The following is a 17,233-nucleotide window of genomic DNA, read 5'->3' as shown; positions in this document are numbered from 1 at the left end:
AACCGCACCTTCTACGACGCACGGAGGACATTCGGCGCCGAAGCGGTCGAACCGCGCACCACCAGCTCCGGCATGAAGACGAACTCGCTGTGCGGCGCGGGCGTTCCGCCGACCTCCTCCAGCAGCGTGCGCACCGCGGCCTGTCCCATCGCCGGCACCGGCTTGCGCACGGTGGTCAGCGGCGGGTCGGTGAACGCGATCAGCGGGGAGTCGTCGAAACCGACCACCGAGACGTCGCGCGGCACCTCCAGCCCCCGCTGCCGGGCGGCCCGTATGGCACCGAGTGCCATCATGTCGCTCGCGCACACCACGGCCGTGCACCCGCGGTCGATGAGCGCGCTCGCCGCCGCCTGGCCGCCCTCCAGGGTGTACAGCGAGTGCTGGATCAGCTCCGCCTCGACCGCGGCGGCGTCCAGCCCCAGCTGGTCCTGCACGGCCCGCACGAAGCCCTCGATCTTGCGCTGCACGGGCACGAACCGCTTCGGCCCGAGCGCCAGCCCGATCCGGGTGTGGCCCAGCGACACCAGGTGGGTCACCGCGAGCGTCATCGCGGCCCGGTCGTCGGGGGAGATGAAGGGCGCCTGCACCTTCGGCGAGAAGCCGTCCACCAGCACGAACGGCACGCCCTGCGCCCGCAGCCGCTCGTAGCGCTGCATGTCGGCGGTGGTGTCCGCGTGCAGCCCGGAGACGTAGATGATCCCGGCGACCCCGCGGTCCACGAGCATCTCGGTCAGCTCGTCCTCGGTCGACCCGCCCGGCGTCTGCGTGGCGAGCACCGGCGTATAGCCCTGGCGGGTCAGCGCCTGGCCGATGACCTGGGCCAGGGCAGGGAATATCGGGTTCTCCAGCTCCGGCGTGATCAGGCCGACCAGGCCCTCGCTGCGCTGCCGCAGCCGCACCGGGCGCTCGTAGCCGAGGACGTCCAGCGCGGCCAGCACGGACTGACGGGTGGTGGCGGCGACGCCCGGCTTCCCGTTGAGGACCCGGCTGACGGTCGCTTCGCTCACCCCCGCCTGCGCAGCGATGTCGGCAAGCCGTGTGGTCACGGCACTGGACTGTACCGGTCGTATGACGCCTTGCCCACCAGCCGGACGCCGGGCCCGGGCGGCCTGCCGGCCCCGTGCGGATTGCTGTGCCATGGGCACTCCTCGTCCTTGTGTCGGCCTGGTGGTGGCAAGAGCTTGCAGAGTCTTGCACAAGCAACATGCCTTTGCTGAGCGGTCACAACAGAGTAACCATCGTGTTCCCTTGCACTTTTTTTCTGCAAGGTCTTTCGCAACGCTTACAACGCTGTTACGTTCCCAGTCGCCCGGCGGCCGCAACGGCGCAGTCGGCACCACACGGGCTCAACCCTCAAGGAGAACTCATGCGGCGTGGCATAGCGGCCTCCGCGCTGGTGGCGTCCTTCGCCCTCGCGGCGACGGCCTGCGGCGGCGGGAGCAGCGACAGCGGCAAGGCCGGCGGGCCGGTCACCATCACCTGGTGGGACACCTCCAACGCCACGAACGAGGCGCCGACGTACCAGACCCTGGTCCAGCAGTTCGAGGCCCAGAACAAGAACATCAAGGTCAAGTACGTCAACGTGCCCTTCGACCAGGCGCAGAACAAGTTCGACACCGCGGCCGGCTCCAAGGGCGCCCCGGACATCCTGCGCTCCGAGGTCGGCTGGACCCCCGCCTTCGCGAAGAAGGGCTACTTCCTGCCGCTGGACGGCACCGAGGCCCTCTCCGAGCAGAGCAGCTTCGAGCCGAACCTGATCAAGCAGGCGCAGTACGAGGGCAAGACCTACGGCGTCCCGCTGGTCACCGACACCCTCGCGCTCGTCTACAACAAGGCGCTGTTCAAGAAGGCCGGCATCACCGAGGCCCCCAAGACCTGGGACGAGCTGAAGTCGGACGCCGCCAAGGTCAAGGACAAGACCGGCGCCGACGGCTACTGGGGCTCCACCCAGGCCTACTACGGCGAGCCGTTCCTCTACGGCGAGGGCACCGACACCGTCGACGCCGCCGCGAAGAAGATCACCGTCGACTCGGCCGCCGCGAAGAAGGCCTACGGCACCTGGCTGGGCCTGTTCTCCGGCAAGGGCCTGCACAAGGCCGACACCACCGCCGACGCCTACGCCCACATCTCGGACGCGTTCGTCAACGGCAAGGTCGCCGCGATCCTCCAGGGTCCGTGGGAGATCACGAACTTCTACAAGGGCAGCGCCTTCAAGGACAAGTCCAACCTCGGCATCGCCGTCGTCCCGGCCGGCTCCACCGGCAAGGCGGGCGCCCCGACCGGCGGCCACAACCTCTCAGTCTACGCCGGCTCCGACAAGGCCCACCAGGACGCCGCCCTGAAGTTCGTGAAGTTCATGACCTCGGCGAAGTCCCAGGAGACCATCGCCCTGAAGAACTCCACCCTGCCCACCCGCACCGACGCCTACACCGCCCAGGTCAAGTCCGACCCCGGCATCGCCGGTTACCAGGGCGTCCTCTCCGCCGCCCAGCCGCGCCCGGCGCTGCCCGAGTACAGCTCCCTGTGGGGTCCGCTCGACACCGAGCTGCCCAAGATCGCCGGTGGCAAGGAGTCGCTGGACCAGGGCCTGAGCAACGCGCAGGTCGCCATCGCCAAGCTGGTGCCCGACTTCAGCAAGTAAGCCCGCGTGGCCGCCGGGTCCTCCGTCGAGGGGGGAAGGACCCGGCGGCCACCGCCCTGTGCCCGGCCCACTCTCCTTGATCTCTGAAGGTGTCGAACCATGACAGTCGCCATCGACCGCGCGACCGGCAAGCGCCGCGGTGACCGCGCGCCTCGGCCCGGGCTGGGGCAGCGCATCAGACACGGCTACCAGAAGTACTGGTACGCGTACGCGATGATCGCCCCGGTGGTCGTCGTGCTCGCCGGCATCGTCGCCTACCCGCTGATCCGCGGCGTCTACCTCACCCTCACCGACGCCAACAGCCTCAACTCGGCGCGCACGATCGGCGTCAACCACATCGCGGCCACCTACAAGTTCATCGGCCTCGGCAACTACAAGGACATCCTGTTCGGCCCGCTGTCGTACGACCGCTTCTGGTCGCACTTCCTGTGGACCGTCGTGTGGACCGCCGCCTGCGTGGCCCTGCACTACACCCTCGGCCTGGGCCTCGCGCTCATGCTCAACGAGAAGCTGCGCGGACGCACCCTCTACCGGGTGCTGCTCGTCGTGCCCTGGGCCGTGCCGACCTTCGTCACCGTCTTCTCCTGGCGGATCATGCTCTCCGACTCCGGAGTGATCAACCAGGTCCTGCACTCCCTGCACCTGCCCCAGCCGCAGTGGCTGGAGGACACCTTCTGGCAGCGGTTCGCCGCCATCATGGTCAACACCTGGTGCGGTGTGCCGTTCATGATGCTCTCGCTGCTCGGCGGCCTGCAGTCCATCGACTCCTCCCTCTACGAGGCGGCCGAGATGGACGGCGCGAACGCCTGGCAGCGCTTCCGGCACGTCACCCTGCCGGGCCTGCGGTCCGTCAGCTCCACCGTCGTACTCCTCGGCATCATCTGGACCTTCAACCAGTTCGCGATCATCTTCCTGCTGTTCGGCCCGACCAGCGCCCCGGACGCACAGATCCTCGTCACCTGGGCCTACTTCCTGGGCTTCGGCCAACAGCCGCGCGACTTCGCCCAGTCCGCCGCGTACGGCGTACTGCTGCTGTCGATCATCACCGTCTTCACCTCCTTCTACTTCCGCTGGCTGAAGCGCAATGACCAGCTCGCCGTCTGACGCCGCAGGAGCCGCCGCCATGAGCACCACGACCCTCGAAGAGACAGTGGCCGCACCGGCCCCCGCCGCCCGGCCCGCGCGCCGGGCGCGCCGGCGCGGCGAGCGCGGCCCGCTCGGCGCCGCCCTGCTGCACGGCGGCCTCGCCGTCGCCAGCCTGATCGCGCTCGCCCCGGTGGCCTGGCTGATCTTCCTGTCCCTCGGGCCCGAGAAGGACGACTATCTGCACCCGGGCAAGATCCTGGGCAAGCTCACGTTCTCCAACTACAGCTTCGTGCTCCAGCACACCGGCTTCTTCGACTGGTTCAAGTCGACGATGATCGTGGCCGGCGGCACCACCCTGATCGGCGTCTTCGTCGCCGCCACCACCGGCTACGCGGTCTCCCGGATGCGCTTTCCCGGCTACAAGCAGCTGATGTGGGTCCTGCTGCTGACCCAGGCCTTCCCGATCGCCATCCTGATCGTGCCGATGTACGAGATCTTCAGCGAGCTGGATCTCATCGACACCTACTGGGCGCTGATCGTCATCAACTGCACCACGGCCGTGCCGTACAGCGCCTGGCTGCTCAAGGGGTACTTCGACACCATCCCCTTCGAGATAGACGAGGCCGGACGCGTCGACGGGCTCAGCCCGTTCGGCACCTTCTTCCGGCTGATCCTGCCGCTGGCCCGCCCGGGCCTGGCCGTGGCCGCCTTCTACAACTTCATCACCGCCGTCGGCGAGGTCGCCTTCGCGACGACCTTCATGCTGGACGACTCGAAGTACACCTTCGCCGTGGGCCTGCAGACCTTCGTCAGCGAACACGACGCCCAGTGGAACTACATGGCCGCCACCGCGGTGCTGATCGCGATACCCGTGTCCGCGTTCTTCTACCTCGTGCAGAAGAACCTCGTCACCGGCCTGACCGCGGGCGGCACGAAGGGCTGACGGCCCTCAGGAAGAGAGGCTCCCGCGCACGGCGTGCGCGGGTAGGCGGCCGCGGTCCCCATCCGACCCCGCTGTGATCGCGGCCGCCTCGCACACCACCCCCGGTCCCCGGCAACCGTCGCCGTACCTACGCGCCCATGACCAGAACTCCCTTACCCATCAAGGACGCCATGAGCCAGCAGCACCCTGCCGCACCGGCCCCCCACTCCGCCGCAGCCGCCGTCGCCGACCGCCGCGACTGGTGGCGGGACGCGGTCATCTACCAGGTCTACCCCCGCAGCTTCGCCGACAGCGACGGCGACGGCATGGGCGACCTGGCAGGCATCCGCGCCCGCCTGCCGTACCTGCGCGACCTCGGCGTCGACGCCGTGTGGCTCAGCCCCTTCTACGCCTCCCCGCAGGCCGACGCCGGCTACGACGTCGCCGACTACCGCGCCGTCGACCCGATGTTCGGCAACCTGCTCGACGCCGACGCGCTGATCCGCGACGCGCACGAGCTGGGCCTGCGCATCATCGTCGACCTCGTTCCGAACCATTCCTCCGACCAGCACGAGTGGTTCAAGCGCGCCCTCGCCGAGGGACCGGGCTCGCCGCTGCGCGACCGCTACCACTTCCGCCCCGGCAAGGGGAAGGACGGCGAACTCCCGCCCAACGACTGGGAGTCCATCTTCGGCGGCCCGGCCTGGACGCGGGTCACCGAACCCGACGGCTCGGCCGGAGAGTGGTACCTCCACCTCTTCGCGCCCGAGCAGCCCGACTTCAACTGGGAACACCCGGCGGTCGGCGACGAGTTCCGCTCGATCCTGCGCTTCTGGCTGGACATGGGCGTCGACGGCTTCCGCATCGACGTCGCCCACGGCCTGGTGAAGGCCGCCGGTCTGCCCGACCTGGGCGCGCACGACCAACTCAAGCTGCTGGGCAACGATGTCATGCCGTTCTTCGACCAGGACGGCGTGCACACGATCTACCGCCAGTGGCGCACGATCCTGGACGAGTACTCCAAAAACGGGGGGCCCGAAGGGCCTTCGTCAGAAGGGCGGTGGCGGGAGACGGGCGGGCGAATCTTCGTGGCCGAGGCCTGGACGCCGACCGTCGAGCGCACCGCGAACTACGTCCGCCCGGACGAGCTGCACCAGGCCTTCAACTTCCAGTATCTGTCGACGGAGTGGGACGCGAAGGAACTCCGCACGGTCATCGACCGCACCCTGGAGGCGATGCGCCCCGTCGGCGCCCCCGCCACCTGGGTCCTGTCCAACCACGACGTCACCCGGCACGCCACCCGCTTCGCCAACCCGCCCGGCCTCGGCACCCAGATCCGCACGGCGGGCGACCGCGAACTGGGCCTCACCCGGGCCCGCGCCGCCACCCTCCTCATGCTCGCGCTGCCCGGCTCGGCGTACGTCTACCAGGGCGAGGAACTGGGCCTGCCCGACGTGGTCGACCTCCCTGACGAGGTCCGCCAGGACCCGGCGTACTTCCGCGGCGCCGGCCAGGACGGCTTCCGTGACGGCTGCCGGGTGCCGATCCCGTGGACCCGCTCGGGTCCGTCGTACGGTTTCGGCGACGGGGGCAGCTGGCTGCCGCAGCCGGCCGAGTGGGCCGAGCTGAGTGTCGAGGCGCAGACCGGAGTGGCCGGCTCCACCCTGGAGCTGTACCGGGCCGCGCTCGCCGCGCGCCGGGAACACCCCGCGCTCGGCGCGGGCGACGCGGTGGAGTGGCTGCCGGCGCCGGACGGCGTCCTGGCCTTCCGCCGGGGCGCGTTCGTGTGCGTCGCCAACACTACGGGGGAGGCGGTGACCGTTCCGGCCTACGGGCGGGTCCTGCTGGCCAGCGGTGAGCCGGTCGCGACCGACGGCGAGGCGACCGTGCCGGCCGACACGACGGTGTGGTTCACCACCCGTCACTGAAATCTCTTGCACCAACTTCACACGGCCCGCTGCCTTTTCAGGCGGCGGGCCTTTAACATCTCCGTCACCGCAAGTTGGCTGAAATTTTTCAGCAAGAGCCTTCAACGGTGAAGGAACCCCCACATGGCACGCAGAACACTCCCCACGGCACTCGCGCTCACCATGGCCGCCTTCGGCCTCACGGTTGGCATGAACCCGACCACCGCCGAGGCCTCCCCGCCCGGCACCAAGGACGTCACCGCCGTCCTCTTCGAGTGGAACTACGCCTCGGTCGCCCGCGAGTGCACCACCACCCTCGGCCCCGCCGGCTACGGCTACGTCCAGGTCTCCCCGCCCGCCGAGCACATACAGGGCCCGCAGTGGTGGACGTCGTACCAGCCGGTGTCGTACAGGATCGCGGGCCGGCTCGGTGACCGGACCACCTTCAAGAACATGATCGACACCTGTCACGCGGCCGGGGTGAAGGTCGTGGTCGACACCGTCATCAACCACATGTCGGCGGGCAGCGGCACCGGCACCGGCGGCTCGTCGTACACGAAGTACGACTACCCGGGCCTGTACTCGTACCCCGACTTCGACGACTGCACCTCCCCGGTCACCAACTACCAGGACCGCTGGAACGTCCAGCACTGCGAACTCGTGGGCCTGGCCGATCTGGACACCGGCGAGGAGTACGTCCGCAAGACGATCGCCGGCTACATGAACGACCTGCTCTCACTCGGCGCCGACGGCTTCCGCATCGACGCCGCCAAACACATCCCGGCTGAGGACCTGGCCAACATCAAGTCCCGCCTGACGAACCCTTCCGTCTACTGGAAGCAGGAGGTCATCTACGGCGCGAACGAGGCCGTCCAGCCCTCCGAGTACACCGGCAACGGCGACGTCCAGGAGTTCCGCTACGCCTACGACCTCAAGCGCGTCTTCAACACCGAGAAGCTGGCCTACCTCACCAACTTCGGCGAGGGCTGGGGATACCTGAGCAGCTCCGTGGCGGGTGTCTTCGTGGACAACCACGACACGGAACGGGGCGGCTCCACCCTCAACTACAAGGACGGCGCCACCTACACCCTGGCCAACGTCTTCATGCTCGCCTGGCCCTACGGCGCCCCCGACATCAACTCCGGCTACGAATGGTCAAACGCGGACGCCGGACCGCCCAACGGCGGCCAGGTCAACGCCTGCTGGCAGGACGGCTGGAAGTGCCAGCACGCCTGGCCCGAGATCAAGTCCATGGTCGCCTTCCGCAACACGACCCGCGGCGAGGCCGTCTCCAACTGGTGGGACGACGGCAACAACGCCATCGCGTTCGGCCGGGGCGCCAAGGGCTACGTGGCCATCAACCACGAGTCCTCCGCCCTGACCCGTATGTACCAGACCTCACTCGCGGCGGGTACCTACTGCGATGTGCAGAGCAGCAGGACAGTGGCGGTGAACTCCAGTGGGCAGTTCACCGCCACCTTGGGCGCCAATACGGCGCTGGCGATCTATGCGGGGAAGTCGGGCTGTTAGTTAGTCGTTCTGCACGTCGCATTGACGATTTCGCTGCCGTTCACCGGCCGCGATTCCCGTTGTCCGCCCCGGAGGGCGGGTTGGGCTTCACGCAACCGCCTCCGGGGTTGCCCGGGACTCGGCACCGTTGGGCGCCTGCGCGTGCTGTTGGTGACCGAGCCACCCGTCCGGCGGGCTCGGGCGTGAATCTCGACGGCGGCATTGTGGTCGGCGTCGTCCTCGTGCCCACAGTGCACGCAGACGAACAGCCGGCCACATCCCGGACGTGACTCCGGGTCGACCTTTCCGCAGTTGGGATTTCCGCAGGTGTTGGAGCTGTGAAAGGCAGGAACCACGCGAAGTTCCGAGCCGTGGAGCTTGCACTTGTACTCAAGCTGTCGACGCCGCTCTCCAGGACAGTTGTCCAGGATCGACTGGTTCAGGGCCGCCTTGGCCTTGACGTTTATGCCGGGACGCTCAACGTTTCCGTTGGCGCTCTTGGTCATGTTCTTCACACGTAGGTCTTCGATGCCGACGTAGCCGTGGTTCTTGGCGAGATCGGTCGTGAGCTTGTGCGTGAAGTCTCTTCTCCGGTTAGCCTGGCGGGACTTGATCTTGGCGATCTGCTCGATTGTCCGGCGCAGACGGTTGCTGTACCGGCGTCCTTGGTGCTTCTTCGCATAGGTGAGCTGCCGGGCCTTCTTCTGTTCCAGATGCTTGAGTCGGGCCTTCTCCGCTTTGGTGAGCGTCTGCGGCATTCGCCTGGGCTGGTCTTCCGTGGACACGAAGGCGGAGGCTGCAACGCCGAAATCCACGCCACACCCCGGCTTGTCGAGCCGTGGCATCGGCTTGATCCCCGTCGCCACGCCGAAGGAGACGTGCCAGCCAGTACCGTCCTTGCTGACCGTCGCGTTGCGAAGAGTCCCACCCAGTGCGCGGGAGAGACGGAATCGCACCCAGCCGATCTTGGGTAGTCGTACCTCCGCCCAGTGGCGACTGAGTTTGCGCACCGTGAGATTCTGTCCTGGGAGAGACACCGTCAGCCGATGGCCACGCTTCTTGAACTGGGGATACCTGGCCGGGTGAGAGGGATTGAAGAAGTTGTCGAACGCTCTGTCCAGGTGATGGAGTACCTGCTGGCCAGCGGCTGCGGGAAGCTCCGCGAGCCAGTCGATTTCGGCTCTCGCTGCCGTGAGATGCAGGCATTGCTCCACGGCCCGCAGTGTCACGCCGCGCTGCTTGTAGACGTGCTGTCGTTGCTCCAGCGCTAAGTTCCACAAGGCTCGTGCCGTGTGACCCCACTTGGTCAGGACCTCCTCCTGCCCGTGGGTGGGGTACAGGCGATACTTGCGTCCCGTGTCGGCTTTCATACGACCGGATCAACGACGCTCGTGGCGATCGGTCACGGTTTCGGGTCTCGGAAGAGAGAACGGGCTGTCACCGATGGTGATTCGGTGACAGCCCGTTCGTCGGGGCTGTTACGGCTACTGCCAGGTGTCACTGGTCGTGTAACCCGATGAGCTGCCCGTTGTATAGGAGCGGTTGCTTCCCGACTCCCAGGTCACGTTCCCGGAGCTGTCCCTCTTCAGGAATTTGTACTCGAATGTCGTGCCCTTGGGGACGATGGCGAGCTTGTTCCAGTCCGGGTACGACGCCGAGGACAGCGGGATGGCGTCGGCCGTGTTCCAGGAGCCGAGCGAGGGGATGGAGCCGGAGACGTAGACGTTGGTGCCCCAGTCCGTCGTCGCGTTCTCGTGGAAGGTGACGTCGGTGGCGTCCGTGTCCGCCACGTTCCAGGAGTTGTTCAGGGTGAGGGCCGAAGTCGCCGTCGCCGCCGACCTGTTGGCGTTCGACTCCCAGGTGACGTTGCCGGCGCTGTCCTTCTTCATGTACTTGAAGGTGAAGGACGTGTTCACCGGCACGCTCACCTCGCCGGACCACTCCGGGTAGCCGGACGACGAGAGCGCCACCGCCTTCGAGGTGTCCCAGCCGCCCAGGGCGGCGATGGAGCCGACCACGTAGACGTTGGTGCCGGACGTGGTCGAGGCGTACTCGTTGAAGGTCGCGCTGACCGTGTCGCCGGAGCCGCCGCCGGCGTTCCCGCAGCCCACCGTGCAGGTGTAGGAGGAGTTGAAGAAGGCGACCGCGCCCTTCGCGGGGATGGTGATCGAGGCGCTGCCGCCGGAGACGGTCACGGTCGTCCTGCCGCCGTCGATCACGTTGGTGTACGTGCCGTCGGCCATGCCCGTCGTGAACGTGTAGGTCGCCGCCGTCGTGCCGTTGTTGAGGGCGAAGAAGCCCTTGCCGCCGCGGCCGAAGCCGATCACGTTGGACGACATGGTCTGCCAGTCGGAGACCGCGGCCGTGTCGGTCGCGTTGTGCCAGGCCACCATGCCGACCACAGCGGTGTCACGGTCGAGGCAGTACCAGGCGCCGCTGGAGCAGTCCGTGTCCGTCACCATGCCCGACGAGTTCGGCGGGGCCTGGTCGCTCTGGGTCCACTCCCAGCTGGCGTACACCGTCGGGGTCGACCACTGGTAGGCGAGCTGGAAGAGGTTGGCGAGCTTGTAGGTGTCACCGTCCTTGTACGACATGTGCAGGCCGTTGCGCTCGGTGTCGTGGTTGGTCACGAAGGACACCGAGTCGGCGGCGGGCAGGATGCCGGACGACGACAGTGAGGCCAGGTCGCTCACGTTGCCCTGGAAGGCCGACTTCATCTTGCTGGCGTAGGTGAAGTCCAGGACGTCACCGGTGCCGTAGTAGTCGCTCGGCTGCGGAGTCGAGCCGGGGTAGATCTCCTGGAAGACGTACGGCGCCGTCCCGGACGCCGTGTTCGTCAGCTTGCCCTCGATCGCCGCGATGTCGGCCTCGGGGATGTGCTTGGCGGCGTCGATGCGGAAGCCGTCGACGCCCAGGGCGAGCTGGGAGTTGAGGTAGTTCGCGAGGCCCGCGCGCACCGTGTCCGACTCGGTCTTGAGGTCGGGCAGGCCCAGCAGCTCGCAGTTCTGGACCTGGGTCAGGTTCGAGTAGTCCTGGATGGTCAGGTCCGAGGTCGGGCACTCGCTGGAGTCGTGGTAGTCGGTGCGGGACCAGTTGGGTGTGGCGTACTTGTTCGTGATGGTCGTGCCGTTGTAGCCGGTGCCGGTCTGGGCGGCGGTGTGGTTGATCACCGCGTCGGTGTAGACCTTCACGCCCGCCTTGTGGCACGCGGTGATCATGGCGCTGAACTTCGCCTGGCTGCCGAAGCGGCTGTTCAGGGAGTAGGAGTACGGCTGGTAGACGTCCCACCAGTAGTAGTTCGTCTGCTTCAGGGACTCCTCCGGCGGTGCCACCTGGACCGCGCCGTAGCCCGCCGGGCCCAGCACGTCGGTGCACTCCGAGGCGATCGAGTCCCAGTTCCACTCCCACAGGTTGGCGATCACGTCGCCCTTGGCGGTCGTCCTCGCCTGCGCGGGCGTCGCCGGCAGGGCGAGCACGCCCGCGAGCGCCAGCGCTCCGGCGGCCATGGCCCCGGCCGTCCGGCGGAAGACGCCCGCGGGACCCGGTGGTCGGTGTCGGTTTCCGGTCATCTGCGGCTCCGAGAAAGGGATGGGGTTTGACAACCGGTGAGCGTGCGGCAGTTGAGAAGGGCACGTCAAGGTTGACGTTGAAACTTCTTGCTGTGAGTTTCAAGCCTCTTGCTGTAAAGCTTTCGTTGGGGATACGGTCGCGCGGGGTCGGACCCAAGAGAGCCGCATTCGCTAGGAGTTACGCGTGATACCCAGAGCGAGACGGGCCGCGGCCGTCACCGCCGCAGCCCTCGCCGCCGCCCTGATCCAGCCACTGGCGGCCCACGCAGCCACCCCGCCCGCACCCCCGTCGGACGCGGCGCTCGCCGCCCAGCCCGCCCGGCACGACGACACCCGCGAGCAGTTCTATTTCGTCATGCCGGACCGCTTCGCCAACGGCGACAAGGCCAACGACAGGGGCGGCCTCACCGGCTCGCGCCTCGCCACCGGCTACGACCCCACCGACAAGGGCTTCTACCAGGGCGGCGACCTCAAGGGCCTGACCAGCAAGCTGGACTACATCAAGGGCCTCGGCACCACCGCCATCTGGATGGCCCCGATCTTCAAGAACAAGCCGGTCCAGGGCACCGGGGCGGGCGCCTCCGCCGGATACCACGGCTACTGGATCACCGACTTCACCCAGGTCGACCCGCACTTCGGCACCAACCAGGACCTGAAGACCCTCATCGCCAAGGCCCACGCCAAGGGCATGAAGGTCTTCTTCGACGTCATCACCAACCACACCGCCGACGTCGTCACCTACAAGGAGAACTCCTCCGACTACCTCTCCAAGGGCGCCTTCCCGTACCTGACCAAGGACGGGAAGCCCTTCGACGACGCCGCCTACGCGGACGGAAGCAGGAAGTTCCCGGCCGTCTCCGGCGCCTCCTTCCCGTACACCCCGCGGGTCACGAGCGACAGCAAGGTCCCGGCCTGGCTCAACGACCCGACGATGTACCACAACCGGGGCGACTCGACCTTCGCCGGCGAGTCCGCGACCTACGGCGACTTCTCCGGCCTCGACGACCTGTGGACCGAGCGTCCCGAGGTCGTCCACGGCATGGAGCAGATCTACGAGCGCTGGGTGAGGGACTTCGCCGTCGACGGCTTCCGCATCGACACGGTCAAGAACGTGAACATGGAGTTCTGGACCCAGTGGGCCACCGCGCTGGACACGTACGCGGCCGCGCACGGGCGGAAGAACTTCTTCATGTTCGGCGAGACGTACGACAGCGACACCTCGGTGACCTCGCCGTACGTCACCCAGGGCCGCCTCGACGCCACCCTCGACTTCCCCTTCCAGGACGCGGCCCGCGCCTACGCCTCCCAGGGCGGCAGCGCCCAGAAGCTCGCGAGCGTCCTCGGCGACGACTGGAAGTACACGACCGACAAGGCCAACGCCTACGAGCAGGTCACCTTCCTCGGCAACCACGACATGGGCCGCATCGGCCACTTCCTGAAGCAGGACAACCCGAAGGCGACCGACGCCGAGATCCTGAAGAAGGACAGGCTCGCCAACGAGGTGATGTTCCTCAGCCGCGGCAACCCGGTCGTCTACTACGGCGACGAGCAGGGCTTCACCGGCTCCGGCGGCGACAAGGACGCCCGCCAGACCATGTTCGCCTCCCAGGTCGCCGACTACCTCAAAGACCCCGAGATCGGCACCACCCGCACCCACGCGAGCGACTCCTACGACACGAGCGCCCCGCTCTACCGCGACATCGCCGCCCTCTCCAGGCTCCGCAAGGCCAACCCGGCCCTCACCGACGGCGTGCAGACCGAGCGGTACGCGGCCGACGGCGCCGGGATCTACGCCTTCACCCGGACGGACGCCAGGACGGGCGCCGAGTACGTCGTCGCCCTCAACAACGCGGACAGCGCGAAGACGGCCACCTTCGCGACGGGGTCGGCGGACATGGCGTACCAGGGGATCTACGGCGTGGACGGCTCGGTGCGGACCGGCGGGAACCGTGAACTCACCGTCACCGTCCCGGCCGAGTCCGCCGTCGTCTACCGGGCCGCCGGCCATCTCGCCGGGCCCGCCGCCAAGCCGGCGGTCACCCTGACCGCCCCGGCCGCCGGAGCCACCGGGACCGTGGACCTCGCGGCCGACGTCGACGGGGGACAGCTCGACCGGGTCGTCTTCGCCGCCCAGGTCGGAGACGCCCCGTGGCAGGTGCTCGGCTCCGCCGACCACGCCCCGTACAAGGTCACCCAGACCCTCGGCAAGGCCGTACCCGCCGGAACCGCCCTGCGCTACAAGGCCGTCGTGATCGACTCGGCCGGGCACACCGCGAGCGCCACGGCGAGCAGCACCAGCGGCACCCCGCCCGTGACGCCCGTCCCCACGGCCTCCTCGCGGGACTACGTGATCGTCCACTACAAGCGCGCCGACGGCGACTACGGCAACTGGGGCCTGTACGCCTGGGGCGACCTCGCCGACGGCGAGTCCACCACCTGGCCGGCCGGGCACCCCTTCACCGGCCGGGACGCCTGGGGCGCCTTCGCCTACGTCAAGGTCAGGCCGGGCGCCTCGAACGTCGGCTTCCTGGTCGTCGACAAGAACGGCGACAAGGACGTCTCCGCCGACCGGAGCATCGACGTCACCAGGACCGGTGAGGTCTGGGTCGAGCAGGGCAAGGCCGACGTCCTCACCCAGCGGCCCGCCGGATATCCCGCACAGGACACCGCCAAGGCCGTCCTCCACTACCACCGCGCCGACGGGAACTACGACGGCTGGGGCCTGCACGTCTGGACGGGTGCCGCGAACCCCACCGACTGGTCGAAACCGCTCCAGCCGGTCAAGACTGATGCCTATGGCGCGGTCTTCGAGGTGCCGCTCGGCGCGGGTGCCACCAGCCTCAGCTACATCATCCACAAGGGCGACGAGAAGGACCTCGCCGCCGACCAGTCACTCGACCTCAAGGCGAACGGCTACGAGGTGTGGCTGTTGAACGGCCAGGAGAAGTACCTGCTCCCGCAGTCGGCGGGCAGCGCGGCCGCGCTCGACCTGACCACGTCCAAGGCGGTCTGGATCGACCGGGACACGGTCGCCTGGGACGGCGCCGACGGGGCCGCCTCCACCCAGCTGCTCTCCTCCCACGACGGCTCGATCACCGTCAAGGACGGGGCGCTGACCAGCGACGACGAGCGCTGGATCCGGCTGGAGAAGACCACGCTCACCGACGCCCAGAAGGCGAAGTTCCCGTATCTGAAGGACTACACGGCATGGTCCGTCGATCCGCGTGACCGGGATCGGGTGCGTACGGCGCTGACCGGTCAGCTCGTGGCCTCGCAGCGGGCCGCGAACGGCGCCGTCCTGGCCGCGACCGGCGTGCAGATCGCGGGCGTGCTCGACGACCTCTACCCGGGTGCCACCAAGGCCGCGCTCGGGCCGGTCTTCCACGACGGCAGGCCCACCCTCTCCGTCTGGGCGCCGACCGCACAGAGCGTCGCACTGGAACTGGACGGCTCGGTCAGGGCCATGCACCGCGACGACACGACCGGCGTCTGGTCCGTCACCGGGCCCGCCTCCTGGAAGGGCAAGCCCTACCGGTACGTCGTGAAGGTCTGGGCGCCCAGCGTCCGCAAGCTGGTCGTCAACAAGGTCACCGACCCGTACTCGGTCGCGCTCACCGCGAACTCCGCGCGCAGCCTCGTCGTCGACCTGAACGACAGGTCCCTCGCCCCGAGCGGCTGGGCGGGCCTGCACAAGCCCAGGGCCGTGCCGATGAGGGACGCGCAGATCCAGGAGCTGCACGTCCGGGACTTCTCCGTCGCCGACAGGACCGTCCCGGCGAAGGACCGGGGCACCTATCTGGCCTTCACCGACAAGAACAGCGACGGGTCGAGGCATCTGCGGGAGCTGGCGAAGGCCGGAACGTCGTACGTGCACCTGCTGCCCGCCTTCGACTTCACCTCCGTCCCGGAGACGAAGGCCGACCAGCAGAGCCCGGCCTGTGACCTCGCCTCCTACCCGGCCGACTCCGACCAGCAGCAGGCGTGCGTGGCGAAGACCGCCGCGAAGGACGCCTACAACTGGGGCTACGACCCGTACCACTTCACGGTCCCCGAGGGCTCGTACGCCACCGACCCGGACGGCACCGCCCGCACGGTCCAGTTCCGGCAGATGGTCCAGTCCCTCAACCAGGACGGTCTCAGGGTCGTCATGGACGTCGTCTACAACCACACCGCGGCGAGCGGCCAGGTGGACACCTCCGTGCTCGACAAGGTCGTGCCCGGCTACTACCAGCGGCTCCTGGCCGACGGCTCGGTGGCCAACAGCACCTGCTGCTCCGACACCGCGCCCGAGAACGCGATGATGGGCAAGCTGGTCGTGGACTCGATCGTCACCTGGGCCAAGGAGTACAAGGTCGACGGCTTCCGCTTCGACCTCATGGGCCACCACCCGAAGGCCAACATCCTGGCCGTCCGCAAGGCCCTCGACGCGCTGACCCCCGCCAAGGACGGCGTCGACGGCAGGAAGATCATCCTGTACGGCGAGGGCTGGAACTTCGGCGAGGTCGCGAACGACGCCCGGTTCGTGCAGGCCACGCAGGCGAACATGGCCGGCACCGGCATCGCCACCTTCTCCGACCGCGCCCGGGACGCCGTACGCGGCGGCAGCCCCTTCGACGCCGATCCCGGCGTCCAGGGCTTCGCCTCCGGCCTCTACACCGACCCCAACTCCTCGTCCGCCAACGGCACCCCGGCCGAGCAGAAGGCCCGGCTGCTGCACTACCAGGACCTGATCAAGGTCGGGCTCAGCGGCAACCTCGCGAAGTACCGGTTCACGGACACCGACGGCAAGGCGGTCACCGGAGCGGAGATCGACTACAACGGCTCGCCCGCCGGTTACGCGGACGCGCCCGGCGACGCCCTCGCCTACGTCGACGCGCACGACAACGAGTCGCTGTTCGACGCGCTGACCTACAAGCTGCCCGCGCGGACGAGCGCCGCCGACCGGGCCCGGATGCAGGTCCTGGCGATGGCGACCGCCGCCCTCTCGCAGGGCCCGTCCCTCTCCCAGGCGGGCACCGACCTGCTGCGCTCGAAGTCCCTGGACCGCAACTCCTTCGACAGCGGCGACTGGTTCAACGCCATCCACTGGAACTGCGCCGACGGCAACGGCTTCGGGCGCGGGCTGCCGATGGCGGCCGACAACCAGGCCAAGTGGCCGTACGCCAAGCCGCTGCTGAGCCAGGTCAGGGTCGGCTGCCCGGACATCACCGGCGCCTCGGCCGCCTACCGGGACCTGCTGAGGATCCGCACGACCGAGCCGGCGTTCTCCCTCGGTACGGCCGCGCAGGTGCAGGACGCGCTCTCCTTCCCGCTGTCCGGCACGGACGAGACGCCCGGGGTGATCACCCTGCGCCTCGGCGACCTGGTGGTCGTCTTCAACGCCACCCCGCAGCGGCAGGAGCAGACCGTCGCGGCCCTGGCCGGGACGCCGTACCGGCTGCATCCGGTGCAGGCCTCCGGTGCGGACGCGGTGGTGAAGACCTCGGCCTACGCGGCCGGGTCGGGCACGTTCTCCGTCCCGGCGCGGACGGTGGCGGTGTTCACCCGGGCGGGGAAGTAGGGTCGGGCTCTCGTCCCGGAACGGTCGTAGAAAACAGTC

Annotated in this window: 9 protein-coding genes; 6 read left to right on the top strand and 3 right to left on the bottom strand. The window is 68.5% G+C overall.

Going from position 1 to position 17,233, the window contains the following annotated elements; genetic code table 11:
* Positions 1-11 precede the first annotated feature (11 nt).
* A complete protein-coding gene (locus tag AC4OXY_RS17775; protein WP_362820526.1) occupies positions 12-1,046 on the bottom strand; it encodes a LacI family DNA-binding transcriptional regulator in 1,035 nt (344 codons plus the stop codon).
* Between the two features lie 320 nt (positions 1,047-1,366).
* Here AC4OXY_RS17775 and AC4OXY_RS17770 point away from each other — a divergent pair, with 320 nt between their 5' ends.
* The 5 genes from AC4OXY_RS17770 (at position 1,367) to AC4OXY_RS17750 (ending at position 8,086) form a co-directional block, all read left to right on the top strand.
* A complete protein-coding gene (locus tag AC4OXY_RS17770) occupies positions 1,367-2,641 on the top strand; it encodes an extracellular solute-binding protein (RefSeq protein ID WP_356020724.1) in 1,275 nt (424 codons plus the stop codon).
* 99 nt (positions 2,642-2,740) lie between these two features.
* Positions 2,741-3,745, top strand: coding sequence for a carbohydrate ABC transporter permease (locus AC4OXY_RS17765; protein WP_356020726.1), 1,005 nt, complete (start codon positions 2,741-2,743; stop codon positions 3,743-3,745).
* A gap of 19 nt (positions 3,746-3,764) precedes the next feature.
* Positions 3,765-4,670, top strand: coding sequence for a sugar ABC transporter permease (locus tag AC4OXY_RS17760; RefSeq protein WP_491994194.1), 906 nt, complete (start codon positions 3,765-3,767; stop codon positions 4,668-4,670).
* Positions 4,671-4,840: 170 nt separating this feature from the next.
* On the top strand, positions 4,841-6,577 hold the full coding sequence (locus AC4OXY_RS17755) for a glycoside hydrolase family 13 protein (protein ID WP_356020729.1): 1,737 nt from the start codon (positions 4,841-4,843) through the stop codon (positions 6,575-6,577).
* A gap of 123 nt (positions 6,578-6,700) precedes the next feature.
* Positions 6,701-8,086, top strand: coding sequence for an alpha-amylase (locus AC4OXY_RS17750; protein ID WP_491994193.1), 1,386 nt, complete (start codon positions 6,701-6,703; stop codon positions 8,084-8,086).
* Here the strand turns inward: AC4OXY_RS17750 and AC4OXY_RS17745 are convergent.
* Complete coding sequence (locus AC4OXY_RS17745) at positions 8,083-9,435, bottom strand: RNA-guided endonuclease InsQ/TnpB family protein (protein WP_376284960.1); 1,353 nt, start codon at positions 9,433-9,435, stop codon at positions 8,083-8,085. The genes AC4OXY_RS17750 and AC4OXY_RS17745 overlap by 4 nt on opposite strands.
* Before the next feature lie 114 nt (positions 9,436-9,549).
* Positions 9,550-11,634: a carbohydrate-binding module family 20 domain-containing protein gene (locus AC4OXY_RS17740; protein ID WP_376284957.1), complete on the bottom strand. Its 2,085-nt coding sequence runs from the start codon at positions 11,632-11,634 to the stop codon at positions 9,550-9,552.
* Between the two features lie 184 nt (positions 11,635-11,818).
* Here AC4OXY_RS17740 and pulA point away from each other — a divergent pair, with 184 nt between their 5' ends.
* A complete protein-coding gene (gene pulA, locus AC4OXY_RS17735; RefSeq protein ID WP_491994192.1) occupies positions 11,819-17,194 on the top strand; it encodes a pullulanase-type alpha-1,6-glucosidase in 5,376 nt (1,791 codons plus the stop codon).
* Positions 17,195-17,233 lie beyond the last annotated feature (39 nt).

It is taken from the genome of Streptomyces sp. HUAS MG56 (assembly GCF_058673395.1).
Note: the sequence above shows the minus strand (reverse complement) of the source record. Positions and strands in the feature narration are given on the sequence as shown.